The following is a 16,579-nucleotide window of genomic DNA, read 5'->3' as shown; positions in this document are numbered from 1 at the left end:
TATTATACCGTATATATAAATCGAGAGGTATCATATGGATCAGTACACAACCAGACCGTCAGATGAAGTACAAGTAGGCTATGTGCGTGTCATGCACACAGCTCCCAATGCACCGAATGTTGACATATACGTGGATGATGAGATGATAATTGATAATCTTGCTTATGGAGATTTTACAGATTACTTACCCGTACAGGAAGGAACCTATAAAGTTACTCTTTATGTGGCGGGAACTCAGGATAATCCCATTGTCGCCAATATGCTTCCTGTAGAGCCGGACGTCATGCTCACTGTAGCAGCAGTGGGAACTCCCGATAATATCAGCCTGCTTTCTATCACAGATGGGGGCAGTGATATCATTCCAGGAAAAGCCATGGTTCGTTTTATACATCTTTCTCCAGATGCGCCAGCCGTAGATATCACACTCCAGGATGGAACTGTGATCTTCCCCAATGTCGCATTTAAACAGATCACCCCCTACATCGCCGCAGACCCCATGGAACTTACTTTGCAGGTCAGACCGGCAGGGTCATCAGACATAGTGTTGGAAATCCCCAATGTCCCATTAACGGAAAACAGTCTTAATACAATTTATGCAGTCGGGTTGCTTCAGGGAGATCCTCAGCTGGAGGTTCTCTTGACAATGGATGAAATTTAAGGTATAACTTTGAATTAGTAAGGGAAAACAGATAGCTCTTTGTGAGTCACACATCAGAGTTATCTGTTTTTTTAATAAATTGAAGAACAAAGGAGTTAGGAAAATGGTAAGAGACTTTCAGGCGGAAGATTTAAACCGGATTATGGAATTATGGCTTGAAACAAACATACAGGCCCATGATTTTATTAAAAAAAATTATTGGCAGGATCACTTTGATGAAGTAATGGAGATACTCCCAAAGGCTTCTGTTTATGTGTATGAAGACAATGGAAGCATAGAAGGTTTTATTGGTCTGATGAACAATTACATTGCTGGTATTTTTATTTCGAAGGACAACCAGTCCAGGGGAATCGGAAGACAGCTGCTTCATCATGTAAAAGAAAATCATAATGAATTATCGTTAAAGGTGTATGAAAAAAATCAACGTGCAGTAAATTTTTATTTAAGAGAAGGTTTTCTTGTGACTGAAAAACAGGTGGACAGGGAAAACGGGGAAGTGGAGTATGAGATGGTCTGGAACAGGACCTGATTAAGTTTTACTGACAAAAAACTTTGTGTCAGAGTCTGATTGAATTATGATCTTCCCATATACAAAATTACGGGAAACTGGTATGATAAGAAAGACAAATCAGACAAGAAATGAATGGCACAAAGGATTCGTAAAATATTATGAAACAATTAACCATAGGAATACTGGCTCATGTCGATGCAGGTAAGACCACGCTGTCAGAAGGAATTCTTTATGCAAGCGGAAAGATCGGAAAGCCAGGAAGAGTTGACAATAAAAATACATTTTTAGACACCTACGAGCTGGAAAAAGCCAGAGGGATCACCATATTTTCCAAACAGGCAGTATTTGAAATGGGAGATCTTAAAATCACCCTTCTAGATACTCCGGGGCATGTGGACTTCAGTGCGGAGATGGAGCGGACCCTTCGCGTGCTGGACTATGCCATACTGGTAATCAGCGGCGCAGACGGAGTACAGGGACACACCAGAACTTTATGGCGTCTTTTATCCATGTACCAGATTCCCGTTTTCCTTTTTATTAATAAGATGGATCAGCCGGCTGCCGATCAGGACAGATTGATGAGTGAGGTCAAAAAGCAGCTTCATGACAGCTGTATCGATTTTTCCCTGAATGATACAGATGGCTTTTATGATCAGCTTGCCATGTGCAGCGAAAGCATGATGGATGAATATTTGGAGACCGGCCGGGTAAGCGGGGATAAGATCCGGCAGGGAATTAAAAGCCGGAATGTATTTCCCTGCTTCTTCGGTTCTGCACTGAAATTGCAGGGAATAGAAGCGCTGCTGAAAGGAATCAGCGATTACGCCCTGATACGGGAATATCCCCATGAATTGGGAGCAAAAATCTTTAAAATCACAAGGGATGACCAGGGAAACCGGCTGACCCACTTAAAGCTTACCGGCGGTTCCCTCAGCGTAAAGAATACCCTGACCAACGGAGTCTGGGAGGAGAAAATCAACCAGATTCGCATTTATTCCGGAGAAAAATACGAGGCAGTGAATGAGGTTTCTCCCGGCTGTATCTGTGCAGTAACCGGGCTTACCCAGACCAGACCAGGCGAGGGGCTGGGTTTTGAAGCAGCCTATGAATCACCGGTTTTGGAACCGGTTCTGTCTTATCAGATTGCATTACCGGAAGGCTGTGACCCAAGGCAGATGCTTCCAAAGCTCCGCCAGCTGGAAGAAGAGGAGCCGGAGCTTCATATTGTATGGGATGAACACGTACAGGAGATTCAGGCACAGATCATGGGGGAAATACAGATTGAGATATTAAAAACCCTGATTTCAGAGCGGTTTGGAGTCGAGGTATCCTTTGATACAGGAAGGATTGTGTACAAAGAGTCCATTGAAAACCCAGTGGAAGGTGTGGGGCATTTTGAACCCCTGAGACATTATGCAGAGGTTCATCTTTTGCTTGAACCTGGGGAACAAGGCAGTGGTATGGAATTTTGTTTAGCCTGCAGTGAGGATCTGCTGGCCAAAAACTACCAGAAACTTGTACTGACTCATCTGGAGGAAAAAAGTCATAAAGGCGTCCTCACCGGATCTGCAATTACAGATATGAGAATTACCCTTGTATCTGGGAAAGCACATCAAAAACATACAGAAGGCGGAGATTTCAGGGAAGCCACATACCGGGCGGTACGGCAGGGCTTAAAAGAAGCACAGTCGGTACTGCTGGAGCCCTATTATGGTTTTACCCTGGAACTACCGGAAAACCTGGTCGGAAGAGCCATGACAGACATCGAAAAGATGTCAGGAACCTGTGAGATCACCCATACAGACGGTGCAACCGCCGTTCTTACCGGCAGTGCTCCGGTCTTTACCATGAGAAATTACCAGAAAGAGGTATCCGCATATTCCAGAGGTATGGGAAGGCTTTTTTGTACGTTAAAAGGTTATGAGCCATGTCATAATCCGGAAGCTGTAATAAGGGAATCCGGTTATAATTCAGAAACCGATCCGGACAATCCCACTGGGTCCGTATTCTGCTCCCATGGTGCCGGATTCGTAGTTCCCTGGGATCAGGTGAAAAACCACATGCATCTGGAACCATTTTTAAAACTGGCCCAGTCAGCTGTGAATGAGGAGACTGGAGACAGCCGTACAGCCAGCCGGGAAGCACCACTTATGAGTCTGGAAGAAATCGACCGGATTATTGAAAGCACCTTCTATGCAAACAGAGGGAAGCGGACAGAATGGAAGAGAAAACGGCCTGTATATGAGGTACGCCGGGAGCCTGTCTATCATGAACCAAGGCAGGCAGAGCATCGGGAAGAATACCTACTTGTAGATGGTTATAACATTGTATTTGCCTGGCCGGAACTTGCCGAACTGGCAAACGATAATATGGATGGTGCGAGAATGAAGCTTCTGGATCAGCTGTGTAATTATCAGGCGATCCGCAAATGCCGAATCATAGCCGTATTTGATGCATACCGGGTAAAAGAACACAGGGAAGAAATCATTGCCTATCACAATATCCATCTGGTATATACGAAAGAGGCGCAGACAGCCGATCATTATATTGAAAGATTCGCTCATGATAACAATGGAAAATACCGGATCACGGTAGCTACCTCCGATGGTCTGCAGCAGATGATCGTAAGGGGAGCCGGCTGTGCCCTGCTATCGGCCAGAGAATTAAAGATTGAGATGGAAGCGGCAAATAAGAGAGTGGCAGAAGAATTTCAGGAATCCAGACCAAGGCAGCGTAATTATCTGCTTGATTCTCTGTCAGATAAAACGAAAGAACAGTTAAAAGAAGCGGGCAGTGAAGAATCGTAATTGCATAGGTCCTTTCTGCAGATGAAAATCGATTGTTGCAGAAAGGACCCAAAGAAATTCATTTATTTCGACCATTGGATGAGATAGAAAGTTCATATTGATCGCCCAGAATGCATACATCATCAGAAAAGATTGGTTCCGTTCCCTTGTAGCAGATCCGCTGGATGCACAAAAGTGCAGTTCCCGGCAAGACTGCCAGCATCTCTGATTCTGCAAAGTCGGCAGATTTTGCAAAGATTTTGTCGTCGGCAGATTCGATCTCCAGATGATACTGCTGCTCTAAAAATTCATAGAGACCGTTGAATTTGTTTGTAAACTGCTCTATATTGGGAACCAGAGCATAGGGTAAGTAATCTTTAATGATGGCTATTGGTTTTTCATTAATCAGTTGAATTCGCTGTATTCTGGCTATTGGGGTACCGATAGGCTGATTAAGCTCTTTCCCCAGCCTTTCTGTGGCGTGAATAACATCGATATACATGCTTTTGGTTCGGACATCAAATCCCCTGTTGCGAAGACATTCAGTGACTGAGGTGACTTTGTTTAAAGATTGAATAGCTCTGGAGTCCAGTACGATTGTACCCCTCCCCTGCCTGATTTCAACAAGACCTTCATCCTTCAGGATTTCCATGGCAGTTCTGATAGTAGTGCGGCTCACTTTGTATATCTTTTCAAGCTCTGGTTCTGTAGGAAGGAATTCTGAAACAGGATAGGTTCCATCTTTAATTTTCAATTTAATTAAATCATGAACAACCATATAAGCCGGAACTTTCCCCATAGTAAAGTAATTATGAAAATCACAGGGCAGCAATTGATTTTCATAATTCCTCCTTTCTTTTAACATATTCATTTAACTGACACTAATTATATCATATGTTTCACCTATAGGAAATAAATGTAAAAAAATTTAGTATATTAATCACTATTTTATAAATAAAAAGTAATAGATCATATTTTTAAGGAGAATATATGTGTATCAATAAGAAAAGAAAAAACGATGTATGGCTCCATGCAAAAACGGCAGTTTCAGTGACAATTGCATGGAGAGAGTTCCGTCACTGAAACAATGCCGGTTTTGCCTTCTGACTCAATAATAGGAGGAAGCCAGCATGAAATATATCAATGCAAAAGCAATTCTACCCGATGAACTAATCAGGGAATTGCAGCAATATATTCAGGGAGAATATCTCTATATCCCTGCTCTTTGTGAACAGAGAAAACAATGGGGAGAGAAAACCGGATACAGAAACGAGTTAAAACAGAGAAATAGTGAAATCAGGACCAAGTACCAAACAGGCAGTTCCATGGAGGTCCTGGCATTGCAATACTGCCTTTCTCTTTCCGCAATCAGAAAAATTATATATGATCAATAAATAGACGGGGCTGCGGATCCGTTATTTTATATAGAATAATACAGAAACAAACGGTGTATTGAATTCTTCAGAAGACGCGGATACAATAACTTTAAAAGCCGTAAGGGGGGAATAAATATGGAACCGACATATATGGGATATGAAGAACGAATCATAACGCCGGAAAAACCGGTACAGATGGCAGGATATGATGCAAGGATTGACAACTGTTCCAGGGGAGTTATGAAGGATTTAAAGGCCCAGATTCTTGTAATTAAAAAAAATGAGGAACGATTCTGCCTTATAACAATTGACAGCCTGGGATTTACCGTTGAACTGACCAGTTTTTTAAGAAGAAAAGCAGCAGAGATTCTGTCAGCTAAAATGGAGCAGGTCATGATTTGTTTTTCTCATACACACGCTGCTCCCAATGCTGCAGTGGAAAAAGAATATTATGATTTTGTGTGCCAGTCAATTCTTTCAGGGGTGAAGAACGCGGATGAATCCATGGTACCTGTATACGCAGGATGGGGAATTGCAGAAAACACGGTTGGAATGAACCGAAGAGAGAGTAATCAGCCAATTGATCCACGAATGGGAATCTTAAAGATATGCGGGGAAGATCAGGAAAAAATAAAAGTTCTTGTAGTCAGGGTAACGGCTCACTGCAATGTTCTGATGCCTGATAATTACCTGATTTCACCGGATTATTTTGGTGAGGCAAGAGAAGCTCTGGAGAGAAGATACGGCTGTAATGTTATGATGGTACAGGGGGCTTCCGGAGATGTTAGACCCAGATACCGCCAGGAAAATGCAGATTATCTGGAAATCCATCCGGCGGAGGAGCATTTAATGGACAACAGTGTTCAGATGAAAGAAAGATCTGACGCACAGAGCCAGAAGGCATTGAAGGATATGGCAGAAGCCATCTGTGAATCCCTTTATCCGGTCGTAAACCAGATAAAAACAGAGCCTGTCTCCAGAGTATCCATGTTTTCGGTAAAATCCTCTTTTTATGCTGATGTTCCGGCATTGAATAGGGCAGGGGAAATCGCAGCCGAAGCATGGGAAATGGGTAGGATTGATGGTAAAGGGTGGTTAAGGGAAGTGGAGAGATTACTGAACAAGGGAGAGAAAAAGCAGGGGGCCGAAATTGAAATACAGTTTTTCGCAGTCAATGACGGTTGCCTCTGCGGTGTTCCAAATGAAGTTATGTCAGATATTGCAGTTAATATCTGGAAGAAAAGCAATAATCCTATGTTATTTTTCAATGGTTATACAAATGGATGTTCCAGTTATCTACCGACAGCTGCTGAATATGACAAGGGTGGGTTTGAAGTTCTCTGGTCAAACCTCCTTTACTACCAGTACCATGGCAGAGTGATGCCTTTAAACCGGGATACTGCAAAACGGCTGGAGGATGAAGTGGTAAAGGCGTGGAAGGAGTTTTAGGAGTCTGATCAGACAGCAACTGCAGACTTTTGCAGATTCTGTCTTCGTCTTAACTGGTCTTTTTTATACTTCCTGATTCTTAGAATCAGATAAACACCAAATACAACCGTGTATGCCAATACGGATAAAACATAATTCACCTGATAGAGCATTTCCACACCAGAAGCCGGGTTCAGGGATTCCAGCATGCCGGGAATTAACAGCACCATCAAGTAAACGTAAAGAATGGCAAACCAGGGGTAGGAAAGTCGCTGTACATTTTTCCAAACCCTGGGTTTCATCTTTTTTCTTACCGCCTTAAAAGATGTGACCATTAAAACAATCATAATTAAAAAGAGCGGTACTGTCAGAACTAATGCCAGGATCTGTCGAAGATCCAGTTCTTCCGGGGTTTTGAAAATAGCTGCTATGTAATAGATCCCATAAGCAAAGGAATGTGCCAATGTAATCAGGCAGGCGATAATGGACAAATAACCTCTGATGGGCATCAGCGCCCGTACTATTTTTCCTTTTGGATTTAAGGCGCCAATATACATAACAATGACAAATAGTGCAGTGGAGAAGGCACCTCTGTAAAAGACAGAAATAATATAGAGGTAGGTCCATTCCGGAAATACTTGGTATAGGTTTAGTTTTGTGTAACATACGATAAATCCGATGACTGCTAAAGATAGTATGTAGAATACTGCCGGGTGTTTGCGGATGGCATTTTTGAAAAAGAATACAAATAGGATGGCTTCCAGTAACGCAATTAAGAAAATCATGTAAATGTGCCGTTTAACCTTTCTTGGTAGTGTTGGAAATTGGGTGCAGATGGCTACACAAAGGTTAGCAAAAACTAACCATCACGAACTATATCATAGTAGATAATAGGGTGTCAAGATTGCTTTATGGCGTTTTTTTCTCAAAGTTTTGGTTGAAGGAGTTAATGATAAATAATTACGTTTAAGGGGAAAAAAGTGGTTAAGATTCTTGGACTATTTGTTTTAATAGTAGTAACACAGTAGATAGATGGAAAGAGGCATGTTGAAACAAATTATATAAAATCTAATTAGTTGATTGAATTATCTTACCATTTGTCATAAAATAGGAATAAGTGTTTGAAAACAATTGAAAGACCACCAAAAACTTTATTCAAAAGTAAGGAAGTAATTTATGATAGAGATAAAACGGGCGCTATTAAAAGATGCAGAGGCAATAACAGATATAAAGATAAAGGCTTTTAATAAAGAAATAAATACATACTTAGGTAGAAATGGAGGCCCTCCTGGTTATGATAAAGTAGAATCTGAGAATAAAATCATAGCTAATTTTATAGCGTACAAAATTATCTTAGATAATAACATTATTGGTGGATTATTTTTAATTCCAATAGAAGGAAATAAAATGAGATTTGAGGATTTCGTAATTGATCCAATATATCAAGGAAATGGCTACGGGTTTAAAGTGATGCAGTTAATTGAGAACATGCACCCGGACATTAAGGAGTGGAGATTATCAACACCAGTATTTAGTTTAGGAAATCAGCATTTATACACTAAGTTTGGTTATAGAGAAATTTCAAGAAATGATGATGAGATAGAATATGTGAAACTAACGTAAAGCTTTCAAACATGTGGGGTGTAAAAGATGATTCAAGGAATTGCTGTTTTCGGGCTGAATGGAGGGGGAAAATCGACTCTGACACATGCGTTAGCAAAACAAATAGGTTATTTTGAGATGGATGTGGAAGATTATTATTTTCCTCAGCAAAGAGAATCAAGAAAATGGGCGTTAGAAAATAGAAGTGTAATTGAGAATGACCAGTCAGATGAGTTGCCTTTTTCCAACCCTAGAACGAAGAGTGAAGTACAAACTGCAATTCTAGAGAATATAAAGATTCATCCAAGGTTTATTATTTCTGGCGTTACAATGAATTGGTGTGATGAAATTCTTTCTAGCATTGATATTGCTTTTTGGGTTCAAACGCCACTTGAAGAAAGATTAAAGAGAATTCAAGCGAGGGAAGAAAAAAGGTTCGGAGCAAGAGTTCTTGATGGTGGTGATATGTATGAACAGCAAATGGAATTTCGAGAAATGGTAAAAAATCGTAATTTAAATGAAGTTGAAGAATGTACAACGAAACTGGGCTGCCCTGTTATTGTAATTGATGGAACATTGTCTGTGATACATAATCTAGAGAATATTATAAATAATCTTAGGTGAGAGCGATTACTCGCCAGATAGCTCTTTAATGAATACTAATTGCAGTCGTTTATTATACGAGGAGATGAAACTATGAAAATAGCAAGTATCCAGTTAAATGCGGAATTCGCTAATGTAGCATCTAACTTGAAGCAATGTGAAGACTATATCAGTCAGGTGGCTTTAGCAGGTGCGGAACTCGTTGTATTGCCTGAGTTTTTTTCTTCTGCCATGGGTTTTTCCAATCAAATGCTGGATGTTGCCAGGCAAAACAAAAATGTGGCAAATTGGTTAAAACAGTTGGCAGCTAAGTACAAAATTATAATTGGTGGTTCTTATATTAGTTTTGATGGAGACAACGCATTTAATATATTTCAGCTTACATTTCCCAGTGGAGAAAATTATGTACATAAAAAAGATATTCCCACACAGTTTGAAAATTGCTATTACACAGAGGGCGATAGTGTTAATGTGCTGGTTACTCCTATAGGTAACTTTGGAGTTGCTTTGTGTTGGGAAATGCTTCGATATGATACTATAAAGCGAATTGCAGGTAAAGTGGATCTCGTTTTATCAGGCTCCTGCTGGTGGGATCTGCCTATAGATGCACCTATTGAACGGGAACCACTACGGCAATACAATCAGAATCTTGCGTGTGAAGCTCCTGTCACTTTTGCAGAATTGTCAGGGGTTCCGGTTGTGCATGCAAACCATTGTGGCATAGTAGCCGGGTCCAATTTTCCAGATGCTGATAAGTTACAGACAAGGAAATTTGTTGGGGCAGCACAAATTGTGGATGGAAATGGTCAAGTACTTGCAAAAAGAAATTTTTTTGAAGGAGGAGGATTTGTGATGGCAGAAATCTTATGGAAAAATTCCAGTCGAAATGCAGAAAGAATTTTTCCAGATAAGTATTGGATTCCGGATCTGCCAGATTCCTACATCCATGCTTGGGATACCATTAATCCTAAGGGAAAGCAGTATTATAAAGAGGTTGCACTGCCGTATTATAAAAATTGCAGGTAATATTAAACCTATAAGAGGTGTGATAATTATGACAGTGAAAGAAATAAAGAAAAAACTCTCTAAAAAAGCTATTATCTTTAAGACTGGTGGGAAAAGACCAACAGGTGAATTACTGGAAAGCTGGATTGGCAGTGTCCGCTGGCAGCATGAAGGCGAAAATTTTCCTAAAGATAAAAGAGAAAATGATATGGTTCCCATAGCAACAATTTTCTTGAAGAATCTGCCGTTTATACCCACTAAATTGTCTGGTACTGAACTTGTTACAATCTTCATGTCAAACGATGTTTGGGATAACCTGGTTTCAGAAGATTTGAGTTCATGGTTTTGCATTCGTACATATGGTTCATTAGAACATTTAGTTCCATGTAATTATCAAACTGATATAATGAAACCATTTCCTCTTACGCCTAATTTGGTGGAGAATGATTTTCCATGTTGGGATGGTGGTGGGATTCCAGATGATATTGAAGATATAATACTTCATTTAGAGACAACGGAAGGAATCGAATATTTTGATGATATATGCGAAGAAATTTATTCAGGACATAAGGTTGGTGGTTATCCATCCTTTTGCCAGTCGGGTTTTTCTTTTGGTAATGGGTATGAGTTCGTTATGCAAATTTCTTCAGATGAGAAAGCTAAGTTCAATATTGTAGACAGTGGAAACTTCTATTTTTTCTACAACACTCAATTGTCTGACTGGAAAGTATATTGTGACTTCTATTGATATTTGCTAAAGGAGCAATTCCTATATATTTAAATAATGCGATGATTATAGCCTTGTTTTGGAGGAGATTATGACGATTGTTTATTTTGTACGACATGCACAGCCAGACCATAGCTGGAATGAAGATGACAGTACCAGACCTTTGACAGTAGAAGGTCAGCAAGATTCAAAAATTGTATATGAGTTTTTGAAAGAAAAGAATATAGATGTCTTTTACTGTAGTCCATATAAAAGAAGTGTTGAAACTATTAAAGATTCAGCTGCGTTTCACAAAAAAGAGATAATATTGGATGAACGGCTTCGTGAAAGAAAAAAAGGCACTGATGGTAACAATTATGGAATGTTTCAGAAGCGTTGGCTTGATAAGGACTTCCACGAAGATGGTGGGGAATCCATCAATATGGTTCAGAAAAGAAATATATCGGCATTAGAAGAGATTATCAGTAAAAATGAAGGTAAAACTATTGTGGTTGGAACTCATGGTACAGCACTTAGCTCAATTCTTAATTATTACAACCCAAAGTTTGGTTGTGATGATTTTCTCCGAATAATTGATTGGATGCCATACATTATCGAACTTCAATTTGATAAAATGGAACTTATTAATTTAAAAGAGCATATTTATATTCACAAAGATTTTAAAGGAAAAAAGCGAGCTGATAAATCCTAATGGAATTTGAGTGGGGCCCTAATAAGTGAGGTAAGTAATATGGTTAATTTAAAAAATGAAATAGCAAAAGCAATTGATATTTCAGTTCCAACTACAATGCCTCATGTCGAGTATAAACTGTTGGATTCCACTAAAGCAGATGGATATACAAGACAATTGATTGAGTATGATTCTTACGGAGACAAAGTCATTGCTTTTCTTTTAATTCCGGAAATTATTGATAATAATCCAGCTATTCTCATTAATCACCAGCATAACAGGGAACATCATTTGGGAAAGAGTGAAGTTTGTGGTCTGGCTGGAAATCCTTTGCAAGCTTTTGGACCAGAATTGGCAAAAAAGGGATTTGTTGTGTTAGCTCCTGACTCGATATGTTTTGAGGATAGACGTCAGGATCCACAAGTGGAGGGGTTTGACTTTTGGCAGCATTTTAATGAAATGTGCTATCGTATAATAACAGGCGAATGTTTGATGAAAAAAGTGCTGAATGATGCCATGAATGGGATAACATTGCTCTCTAATCTTATATATGTTAATGATAAAAAAATTGGCACTCTGGGACATTCTTACGGGGGTAATACTGTCTTATTTCTTTCTGCGTTAGATGAACGAATCGCTTATAGTTGTGCAAGTGGTAGTGCTTGTACTTATGAGTATCGCATGATAAATAATATTGGAATTGAAATGGCAAGCGTAATTCCGAACTTTCATGGTAAATATGATATATATGATTTAGTATCTTGCATTGCACCAAGACAAATGCTGATTGTTTCTGCGGAAGACGATAAATATTCAAAAGATGCGTCATATATTGTTGAAAAAGCCAGCCAAGCCTATTTAGAATATGATGCCTTACAAAACCTGTATCACAAGAGATATCCAGGTGGTCATGAAATGACGAAAGAGCGTTTTGATTTTATTATAGAGTGGATAGATTCAAATGCGAAACATATATAACAAAGAAATTGATGGATACATAAAACTAATTATTGAACAAAATAAAGAACAAGGGACTAATGAATGAAATATAATTATCTGACTAATTTTGAAAGACAATTATCATTATATGATGGAATGTTAATTGAAACAGGTGGATCATTTGGAAAAGGAAGATTGGTGGGCGATGAATATGAAAGTTTATGCCTTGACACAGCCAGAAAATTTATAATGGAGGGAGGTAAAAAAGGAGAATTATTAATTATTATAAATAAATATATATTACAATATAAAGATGATAAAGAATGGCGTTATCTCGATTTAGAAATGTCTTTTCTTAACAGTTTAAAAGAAAAAATAGAAATACTATAGTTCACAAAACAAAAAATGAATTACGAGGTAACCACATGAGAAAAACGCTTCCGGATGTGGCAAACTATTTAAAACAAATAATGGTGCCTGGAACCATCGAAGCATATGCGATTAATCCTTTGTTTAAAAATGTTACAGTAAATGAAAACTTATATGAAGGGATTCATGCGTTTAGAGCCTTTTTGGTTCAGCTTTACGATTTTTTATACGTCAAAGGTAATGATTATGATAATAGCAAAAAAGTTGCCCATGAATATGAAAATCGAACTACTCTTTCCGTGTATTATCCATTTTTGCACTATGTAAGAACTATACTTATGAACATAGGTTATTATGGCAAGTCTGTTGATAGCTCCAATTCACTTATTTGTGAAAACAACATATTAGTGGATAAACTGTCCGTTACCAAAAACCTTGAATGTCTTCGCTTTCTAACTGATTGCGGTATTTGTATTCACGGTGTAGATTTAAACGATAAAAAACAAAACATCTCAAACATCAAAACTATAAAGATTACATATCCAAAAGATCCCATTATGCTGACAGGCCTAAAGGTTATGGCAATTGCCGAGACTGACTATGGCACTCTTGTAAATCAGGATATTTTTTTACGCTGTGATTACAGAATATTAAAAAAAGAAAGAACGAATGAACTTACCATCGTGCAGGATACGATAAAGCCTTTAACCGCAGACGTACGGGATTTTATTCTGCAATTGCATCAGCGTTATACAGATAAAGGATTTAACTGCATTGTGGAAATAAAAGGATTTCATATCTATATAAAGTATTGTTATAAACGCAAAGATTTATGGGGGATTAACGCTTCTCTGAACAACGGCTATCATATCAATGTGAAACCCACAAAGACAGATGAATACGCAGACACCATAAAAACATTCTCTCCAATATTGCAGGAACTGATTGTAAAGGGGTATGGCTGCGGCAGAAAAAGAGAAATCATCGGTCATTGTGACGGAGGTTGTCGTGGTATTCCCATATCGCTAAATGATTCTGTTCTATCGTTGCGAAATGACATTGTAACATGGTTTGATCAAGAAGTGTCATGCTTACAAAAGAAATGAATTAGAAATTGAGGGGGAGCTTAATATGGCATTGGATCATGCAGAAATTTATACCGACAATAGAAGGATAATGAAAATTACAAACAATAAAAAGCAATTTATAGACTTGTTATTGCTGGCCGACGAGCAGGAAGATATGATAGATAAATATCTTGAGCGTGGTGAAATGTTCGTTTTAGAGGACAATGGCATAAAAGCAGAATGTGTGATTACAAAAGAAGGTGATGGTGTTTACGAGCTTAAAAACATAGCTGTATCACCTGATTGTCAACGAAAAGGCTATGGAAAAAGTCTGATAGAGTTCCTGTTTTCCACTTATACGGATTGTAACACTATGCTTGTTGGGACAGGAGATGTTCCCTCTTCGCTTACTTTTTATAAAAAATGTGGATTTACAGAATCACACCGAATAATAAACTTTTTTGTAGATAACTACGATCACCCAATGTTTGAAGATGGAAAACAGCTGGTTGATATGGTATATCTGAGGAGGGATCGTTAAATGTTATCAGCCATTATAAACAGGCGTAGTATACGGAATTATAAAAGAGCAGATGTACCCAGACACATGATAGAGGAAATTTTACAGTCAGGAATCCTTGCACCATCTTCTAAAAACCGACAGCCATGGAAATTTATTGTAGTAACTGGCAATGCCAAGAAGGATATGCTTGCAGCTATGGGGAAAGGATTAATAAGAGAGAAGGAGTTTCCGCTTCTTCCAGAAAGCGCCCAGCATCTCAATAGTGCAGAATATACTTTGAAAATAATGGATCAGGCACCTGTTGTCATTTTTATTATCAATTCCCTTGGATTAGATATTTATTCTTCAATAAAACCGGAAGAACGTATTTACGAAATCTGTAATGCTCAGTCAATCGGTGCAGCAATTGAGAACATGGCGCTCACAGCTTCTGAACTTGGACTGGGTAGCTTATGGATTTGCGATACATATTTTGCATACAGGGAATTAAGCGATTGGCTAAATGTTGAAGGAGAGCTTTTTGCTGCAATGACAGTAGGTTATGCAGATGAAGATCCTCATGCGAGACCAAGAAAAAGGTTAGATGATATTCTTGAGTGGCGTGATTGAATTTGATGATTAAAATAAGGTGTTATACCTGAGCTTTATCAGTGAGGAGCAGCTTTGATGTATTAAATAAGTGTTATGGGAGGTGAGGAAAATGTCTATAACTATTTATAATGATTGTGATGAACAAGAGTTTATAAATTCAGTTCGTATAAATGGTTTACTAAAGCACAACATGAAACGAACAAACGGTAAATTAAAAGTACCAGATATAGAGTTTACGAATATAGCACGAAATGATAAGGGAGATATTGTGGGAGGTGTATCGGGATCAACTTATCTCTCCTCCTTAGAAGTAGAAGTTCTTTGGGTGCAGGAAGCTTATAGAGGTCAAAAAATAGCATCACGATTATTGGAAGTGATTGAACATCAGGCAATAACCGCTGGATGCCAGATTGCTCATCTGACAACATATTCTTTTCAAGCACCACTTTTTTATCAAAAGCAAGGATATGTTATTTGTGGGGAAGTCGACGGTTTTCCAGATGATATCAGACTATATACATTAAAGAAACAGTTATAATTATTGGAAACTTAATATTCATATATGTTGAGCATTTGGAGGGATTTTTAGTGGCAAATTATGTTGTTGCAGCTAGATTTAATGATGAAAAAACTGAAAAGCTGATAAGTCTGCGGAAAAGTCTATACGCTAAAGGCTTCATGAAAGAGATTTCCGAATGGGAGCCACATATTACTATTGCGGCTTATGAAAATGTTGAAATTAATAAGCTTTTAGAGTGGACTGATGAATTTATAAAAAGATATTCTACATTTGAGGTTTTGTTTTCCTCAGTAGGTATTTTTCCACCACAAGGGGAAGATGCTAAAACAGCGATATTATTTACTTCACCTTCACCGTCGAAAGCACTGATAGATTTCTACTATGCCTTTCACGAAAAATTAGATGATTATTGTGGGAATATTGGCAGGTGGTACTCCGCTAAATTTGTACACCCAGTAATACATTCTACAATTGGCGTATTTGAAATTAACCAAATACAAAAAGCAATGGAAGTTATATTCGAACATCAAATATTTGAATTGACAAGGATTGTTGCATTAGAGGTGTATACATACCCAATGAAGTTAATACAACGCTTTGAATTAAAATAATGAAGTCAGGAGCCAATCAAGTTTCCTGATAATGTGAATTATTTATCTTCAAATAATTTGGGAGTTGTATGATTATCAATTAATCCACACATTAGTTCACCATCACTATGTAGTAAAGCTATAAATTCTTTGGAAGATTTAGTGAGAATTAATACATATTCATTGTCATTCGAATCAGTTAAATCATAAGCATTAAAATCCTCGCTCATTCCATCAACAAAAGAGGCTGATGATGCAGTTGCAGCTATACAATCTATTCCGTAATAGGAGAACTGCTTAAGGGTACAAGAAACCTGTTTATTAGTCATCTCAGTTGCTTCTTGAATTACAGGGTGTTTGGCTTTTATACTACAAGCAGTTAATTGACAGATCAATAAGAGTATGGTTATTAAAAGAGTATGTTTTTTCATAATTCCTCCTCATGTTTTTAATTTATTCTAACATATTGAGAGGATTAAGATATTAATAATATTTTAACAATGTGTTAAATTTGCTAGCTAGTATGTTTATTTGACAAATTTAGGATTTAACGAAATTCTTTTTTACAATTTGGGCAACGATGTGAATTCCTGAAACCTAAATATTTGTGACGA

20 protein-coding genes are annotated in these 16,579 nt (G+C 38.2%); 17 read left to right on the top strand and 3 right to left on the bottom strand.

Annotated elements, in window-relative coordinates:
* The first annotated feature begins 34 nt into the window (after positions 1-34).
* The 3 genes from BXY41_RS20440 to BXY41_RS20430 all read left to right on the top strand — a co-directional run bounded on the left by BXY41_RS20440 (position 35) and on the right by BXY41_RS20430 (position 3,976).
* Positions 35-658: a DUF4397 domain-containing protein gene (locus tag BXY41_RS20440; protein ID WP_104438725.1), complete on the top strand. Its 624-nt coding sequence runs from the start codon at positions 35-37 to the stop codon at positions 656-658.
* A 103-nt stretch (positions 659-761) separates the two neighbouring features.
* Positions 762-1,187, top strand: coding sequence for an N-acetyltransferase (locus BXY41_RS20435; protein WP_104438724.1), 426 nt, complete (start codon positions 762-764; stop codon positions 1,185-1,187).
* Between the two features lie 140 nt (positions 1,188-1,327).
* Positions 1,328-3,976, top strand: coding sequence for a translation factor GTPase family protein (locus tag BXY41_RS20430; protein WP_104438723.1), 2,649 nt, complete (start codon positions 1,328-1,330; stop codon positions 3,974-3,976).
* A gap of 58 nt (positions 3,977-4,034) precedes the next feature.
* Here BXY41_RS20430 and BXY41_RS20425 read toward each other — a convergent pair whose 3' ends face one another.
* Complete coding sequence (locus BXY41_RS20425; RefSeq protein WP_242980268.1) at positions 4,035-4,826, bottom strand: GntR family transcriptional regulator; 792 nt, start codon at positions 4,824-4,826, stop codon at positions 4,035-4,037.
* 259 nt (positions 4,827-5,085) lie between these two features.
* On the opposite strand from BXY41_RS20425, the gene BXY41_RS20420 reads away from it, so the two are divergent.
* A complete protein-coding gene (locus BXY41_RS20420) occupies positions 5,086-5,349 on the top strand; it encodes a CD3324 family protein (protein ID WP_104438722.1) in 264 nt (87 codons plus the stop codon).
* 117 nt (positions 5,350-5,466) lie between these two features.
* Entirely contained in the window at positions 5,467-6,780 is a 1,314-nt protein-coding gene (locus tag BXY41_RS20415; protein ID WP_104438721.1) for a hypothetical protein, read from the top strand.
* Positions 6,781-6,788: 8 nt separating this feature from the next.
* Here the strand turns inward: BXY41_RS20415 and BXY41_RS20410 are convergent, their stop codons facing one another.
* Positions 6,789-7,544, bottom strand: a complete 756-nt coding sequence (locus BXY41_RS20410; protein WP_104438720.1) for a ferric reductase-like transmembrane domain-containing protein — start codon at positions 7,542-7,544, stop codon at positions 6,789-6,791.
* A 391-nt stretch (positions 7,545-7,935) separates the two neighbouring features.
* On the opposite strand from BXY41_RS20410, the gene BXY41_RS20405 reads away from it, so the two are divergent.
* The 12 genes from BXY41_RS20405 (at position 7,936) to BXY41_RS20350 (ending at position 15,986) form a co-directional block, all read left to right on the top strand.
* Positions 7,936-8,382, top strand: coding sequence for a GNAT family N-acetyltransferase (locus tag BXY41_RS20405; RefSeq protein WP_104438719.1), 447 nt, complete (start codon positions 7,936-7,938; stop codon positions 8,380-8,382).
* Between the two features lie 27 nt (positions 8,383-8,409).
* Positions 8,410-8,985 (top strand): AAA family ATPase, encoded by a 576-nt coding sequence (locus BXY41_RS20400; RefSeq protein ID WP_104438718.1) that lies wholly within the window; start codon positions 8,410-8,412, stop codon positions 8,983-8,985.
* A gap of 72 nt (positions 8,986-9,057) precedes the next feature.
* On the top strand, positions 9,058-9,990 hold the full coding sequence (locus BXY41_RS20395; RefSeq protein WP_104438717.1) for a carbon-nitrogen hydrolase family protein: 933 nt from the start codon (positions 9,058-9,060) through the stop codon (positions 9,988-9,990).
* A gap of 28 nt (positions 9,991-10,018) precedes the next feature.
* The gene (locus tag BXY41_RS20390) at positions 10,019-10,717 is read left to right on the top strand and encodes a DUF1963 domain-containing protein (RefSeq protein WP_104438716.1); all 699 of its coding nucleotides are present in this window, start codon (positions 10,019-10,021) and stop codon (positions 10,715-10,717) included.
* A gap of 70 nt (positions 10,718-10,787) precedes the next feature.
* Positions 10,788-11,387 (top strand): histidine phosphatase family protein, encoded by a 600-nt coding sequence (locus BXY41_RS20385; RefSeq protein WP_104438715.1) that lies wholly within the window; start codon positions 10,788-10,790, stop codon positions 11,385-11,387.
* 39 nt (positions 11,388-11,426) lie between these two features.
* Positions 11,427-12,344, top strand: coding sequence for an alpha/beta hydrolase family protein (locus BXY41_RS20380; protein WP_104438714.1), 918 nt, complete (start codon positions 11,427-11,429; stop codon positions 12,342-12,344).
* Between the two features lie 63 nt (positions 12,345-12,407).
* Positions 12,408-12,695 carry a hypothetical protein gene (locus BXY41_RS20375; RefSeq protein WP_104438713.1) on the top strand — a complete coding sequence of 96 codons (288 nt, stop codon included), beginning with the start codon at positions 12,408-12,410 and terminating at the stop codon, positions 12,693-12,695.
* A 35-nt stretch (positions 12,696-12,730) separates the two neighbouring features.
* On the top strand, positions 12,731-13,780 hold the full coding sequence (locus BXY41_RS20370) for a hypothetical protein (RefSeq protein ID WP_104438712.1): 1,050 nt from the start codon (positions 12,731-12,733) through the stop codon (positions 13,778-13,780).
* Between the two features lie 25 nt (positions 13,781-13,805).
* Positions 13,806-14,282, top strand: a complete 477-nt coding sequence (locus BXY41_RS20365; RefSeq protein ID WP_104438711.1) for a GNAT family N-acetyltransferase — start codon at positions 13,806-13,808, stop codon at positions 14,280-14,282.
* Positions 14,283-14,873 (top strand): nitroreductase family protein, encoded by a 591-nt coding sequence (locus BXY41_RS20360; RefSeq protein ID WP_104438710.1) that lies wholly within the window; start codon positions 14,283-14,285, stop codon positions 14,871-14,873.
* Positions 14,874-14,964: 91 nt separating this feature from the next.
* A complete protein-coding gene (locus tag BXY41_RS20355) occupies positions 14,965-15,393 on the top strand; it encodes a GNAT family N-acetyltransferase (protein ID WP_104438709.1) in 429 nt (142 codons plus the stop codon).
* Positions 15,394-15,443: 50 nt separating this feature from the next.
* Positions 15,444-15,986 carry a 2'-5' RNA ligase family protein gene (locus tag BXY41_RS20350; protein ID WP_104438708.1) on the top strand — a complete coding sequence of 181 codons (543 nt, stop codon included), beginning with the start codon at positions 15,444-15,446 and terminating at the stop codon, positions 15,984-15,986.
* 38 nt (positions 15,987-16,024) lie between these two features.
* Here BXY41_RS20350 and BXY41_RS20345 read toward each other — a convergent pair whose 3' ends face one another.
* Entirely contained in the window at positions 16,025-16,396 is a 372-nt protein-coding gene (locus tag BXY41_RS20345; protein WP_104438707.1) for a hypothetical protein, read from the bottom strand.
* Positions 16,397-16,579 lie beyond the last annotated feature (183 nt).

It is taken from the genome of Lacrimispora xylanisolvens (genome assembly GCF_002934545.1).
GTDB classification, from domain to species: Bacteria; Bacillota; Clostridia; order Lachnospirales; family Lachnospiraceae; genus Lacrimispora; species Lacrimispora xylanisolvens.
The sequence above is the reverse complement of the archived record's forward strand: the minus strand, read 5'-3'. Positions and strand labels throughout refer to the sequence as shown.

Coding starts and splice junctions, on each gene's coding strand:
- BXY41_RS20440 (WP_104438725.1), top strand. CDS start 35: ATGGATCAGTACACAACCAGACCGTCAGATGAAGTACAAGTAGGCTAT.
- BXY41_RS20435 (WP_104438724.1), top strand. CDS start 762: ATGGTAAGAGACTTTCAGGCGGAAGATTTAAACCGGATTATGGAATTA.
- BXY41_RS20430 (WP_104438723.1), top strand. CDS start 1,328: ATGAAACAATTAACCATAGGAATACTGGCTCATGTCGATGCAGGTAAG.
- BXY41_RS20425 (WP_242980268.1), bottom strand. CDS start 4,826: ATGAATATGTTAAAAGAAAGGAGGAATTATGAAAATCAATTGCTGCCC.
- BXY41_RS20420 (WP_104438722.1), top strand. CDS start 5,086: ATGAAATATATCAATGCAAAAGCAATTCTACCCGATGAACTAATCAGG.
- BXY41_RS20415 (WP_104438721.1), top strand. CDS start 5,467: ATGGAACCGACATATATGGGATATGAAGAACGAATCATAACGCCGGAA.
- BXY41_RS20410 (WP_104438720.1), bottom strand. CDS start 7,544: ATGATTTTCTTAATTGCGTTACTGGAAGCCATCCTATTTGTATTCTTT.
- BXY41_RS20405 (WP_104438719.1), top strand. CDS start 7,936: ATGATAGAGATAAAACGGGCGCTATTAAAAGATGCAGAGGCAATAACA.
- BXY41_RS20400 (WP_104438718.1), top strand. CDS start 8,410: ATGATTCAAGGAATTGCTGTTTTCGGGCTGAATGGAGGGGGAAAATCG.
- BXY41_RS20395 (WP_104438717.1), top strand. CDS start 9,058: ATGAAAATAGCAAGTATCCAGTTAAATGCGGAATTCGCTAATGTAGCA.
- BXY41_RS20390 (WP_104438716.1), top strand. CDS start 10,019: ATGACAGTGAAAGAAATAAAGAAAAAACTCTCTAAAAAAGCTATTATC.
- BXY41_RS20385 (WP_104438715.1), top strand. CDS start 10,788: ATGACGATTGTTTATTTTGTACGACATGCACAGCCAGACCATAGCTGG.
- BXY41_RS20380 (WP_104438714.1), top strand. CDS start 11,427: ATGGTTAATTTAAAAAATGAAATAGCAAAAGCAATTGATATTTCAGTT.
- BXY41_RS20375 (WP_104438713.1), top strand. CDS start 12,408: ATGAAATATAATTATCTGACTAATTTTGAAAGACAATTATCATTATAT.
- BXY41_RS20370 (WP_104438712.1), top strand. CDS start 12,731: ATGAGAAAAACGCTTCCGGATGTGGCAAACTATTTAAAACAAATAATG.
- BXY41_RS20365 (WP_104438711.1), top strand. CDS start 13,806: ATGGCATTGGATCATGCAGAAATTTATACCGACAATAGAAGGATAATG.
- BXY41_RS20360 (WP_104438710.1), top strand. CDS start 14,283: ATGTTATCAGCCATTATAAACAGGCGTAGTATACGGAATTATAAAAGA.
- BXY41_RS20355 (WP_104438709.1), top strand. CDS start 14,965: ATGTCTATAACTATTTATAATGATTGTGATGAACAAGAGTTTATAAAT.
- BXY41_RS20345 (WP_104438707.1), bottom strand. CDS start 16,396: ATGAAAAAACATACTCTTTTAATAACCATACTCTTATTGATCTGTCAA.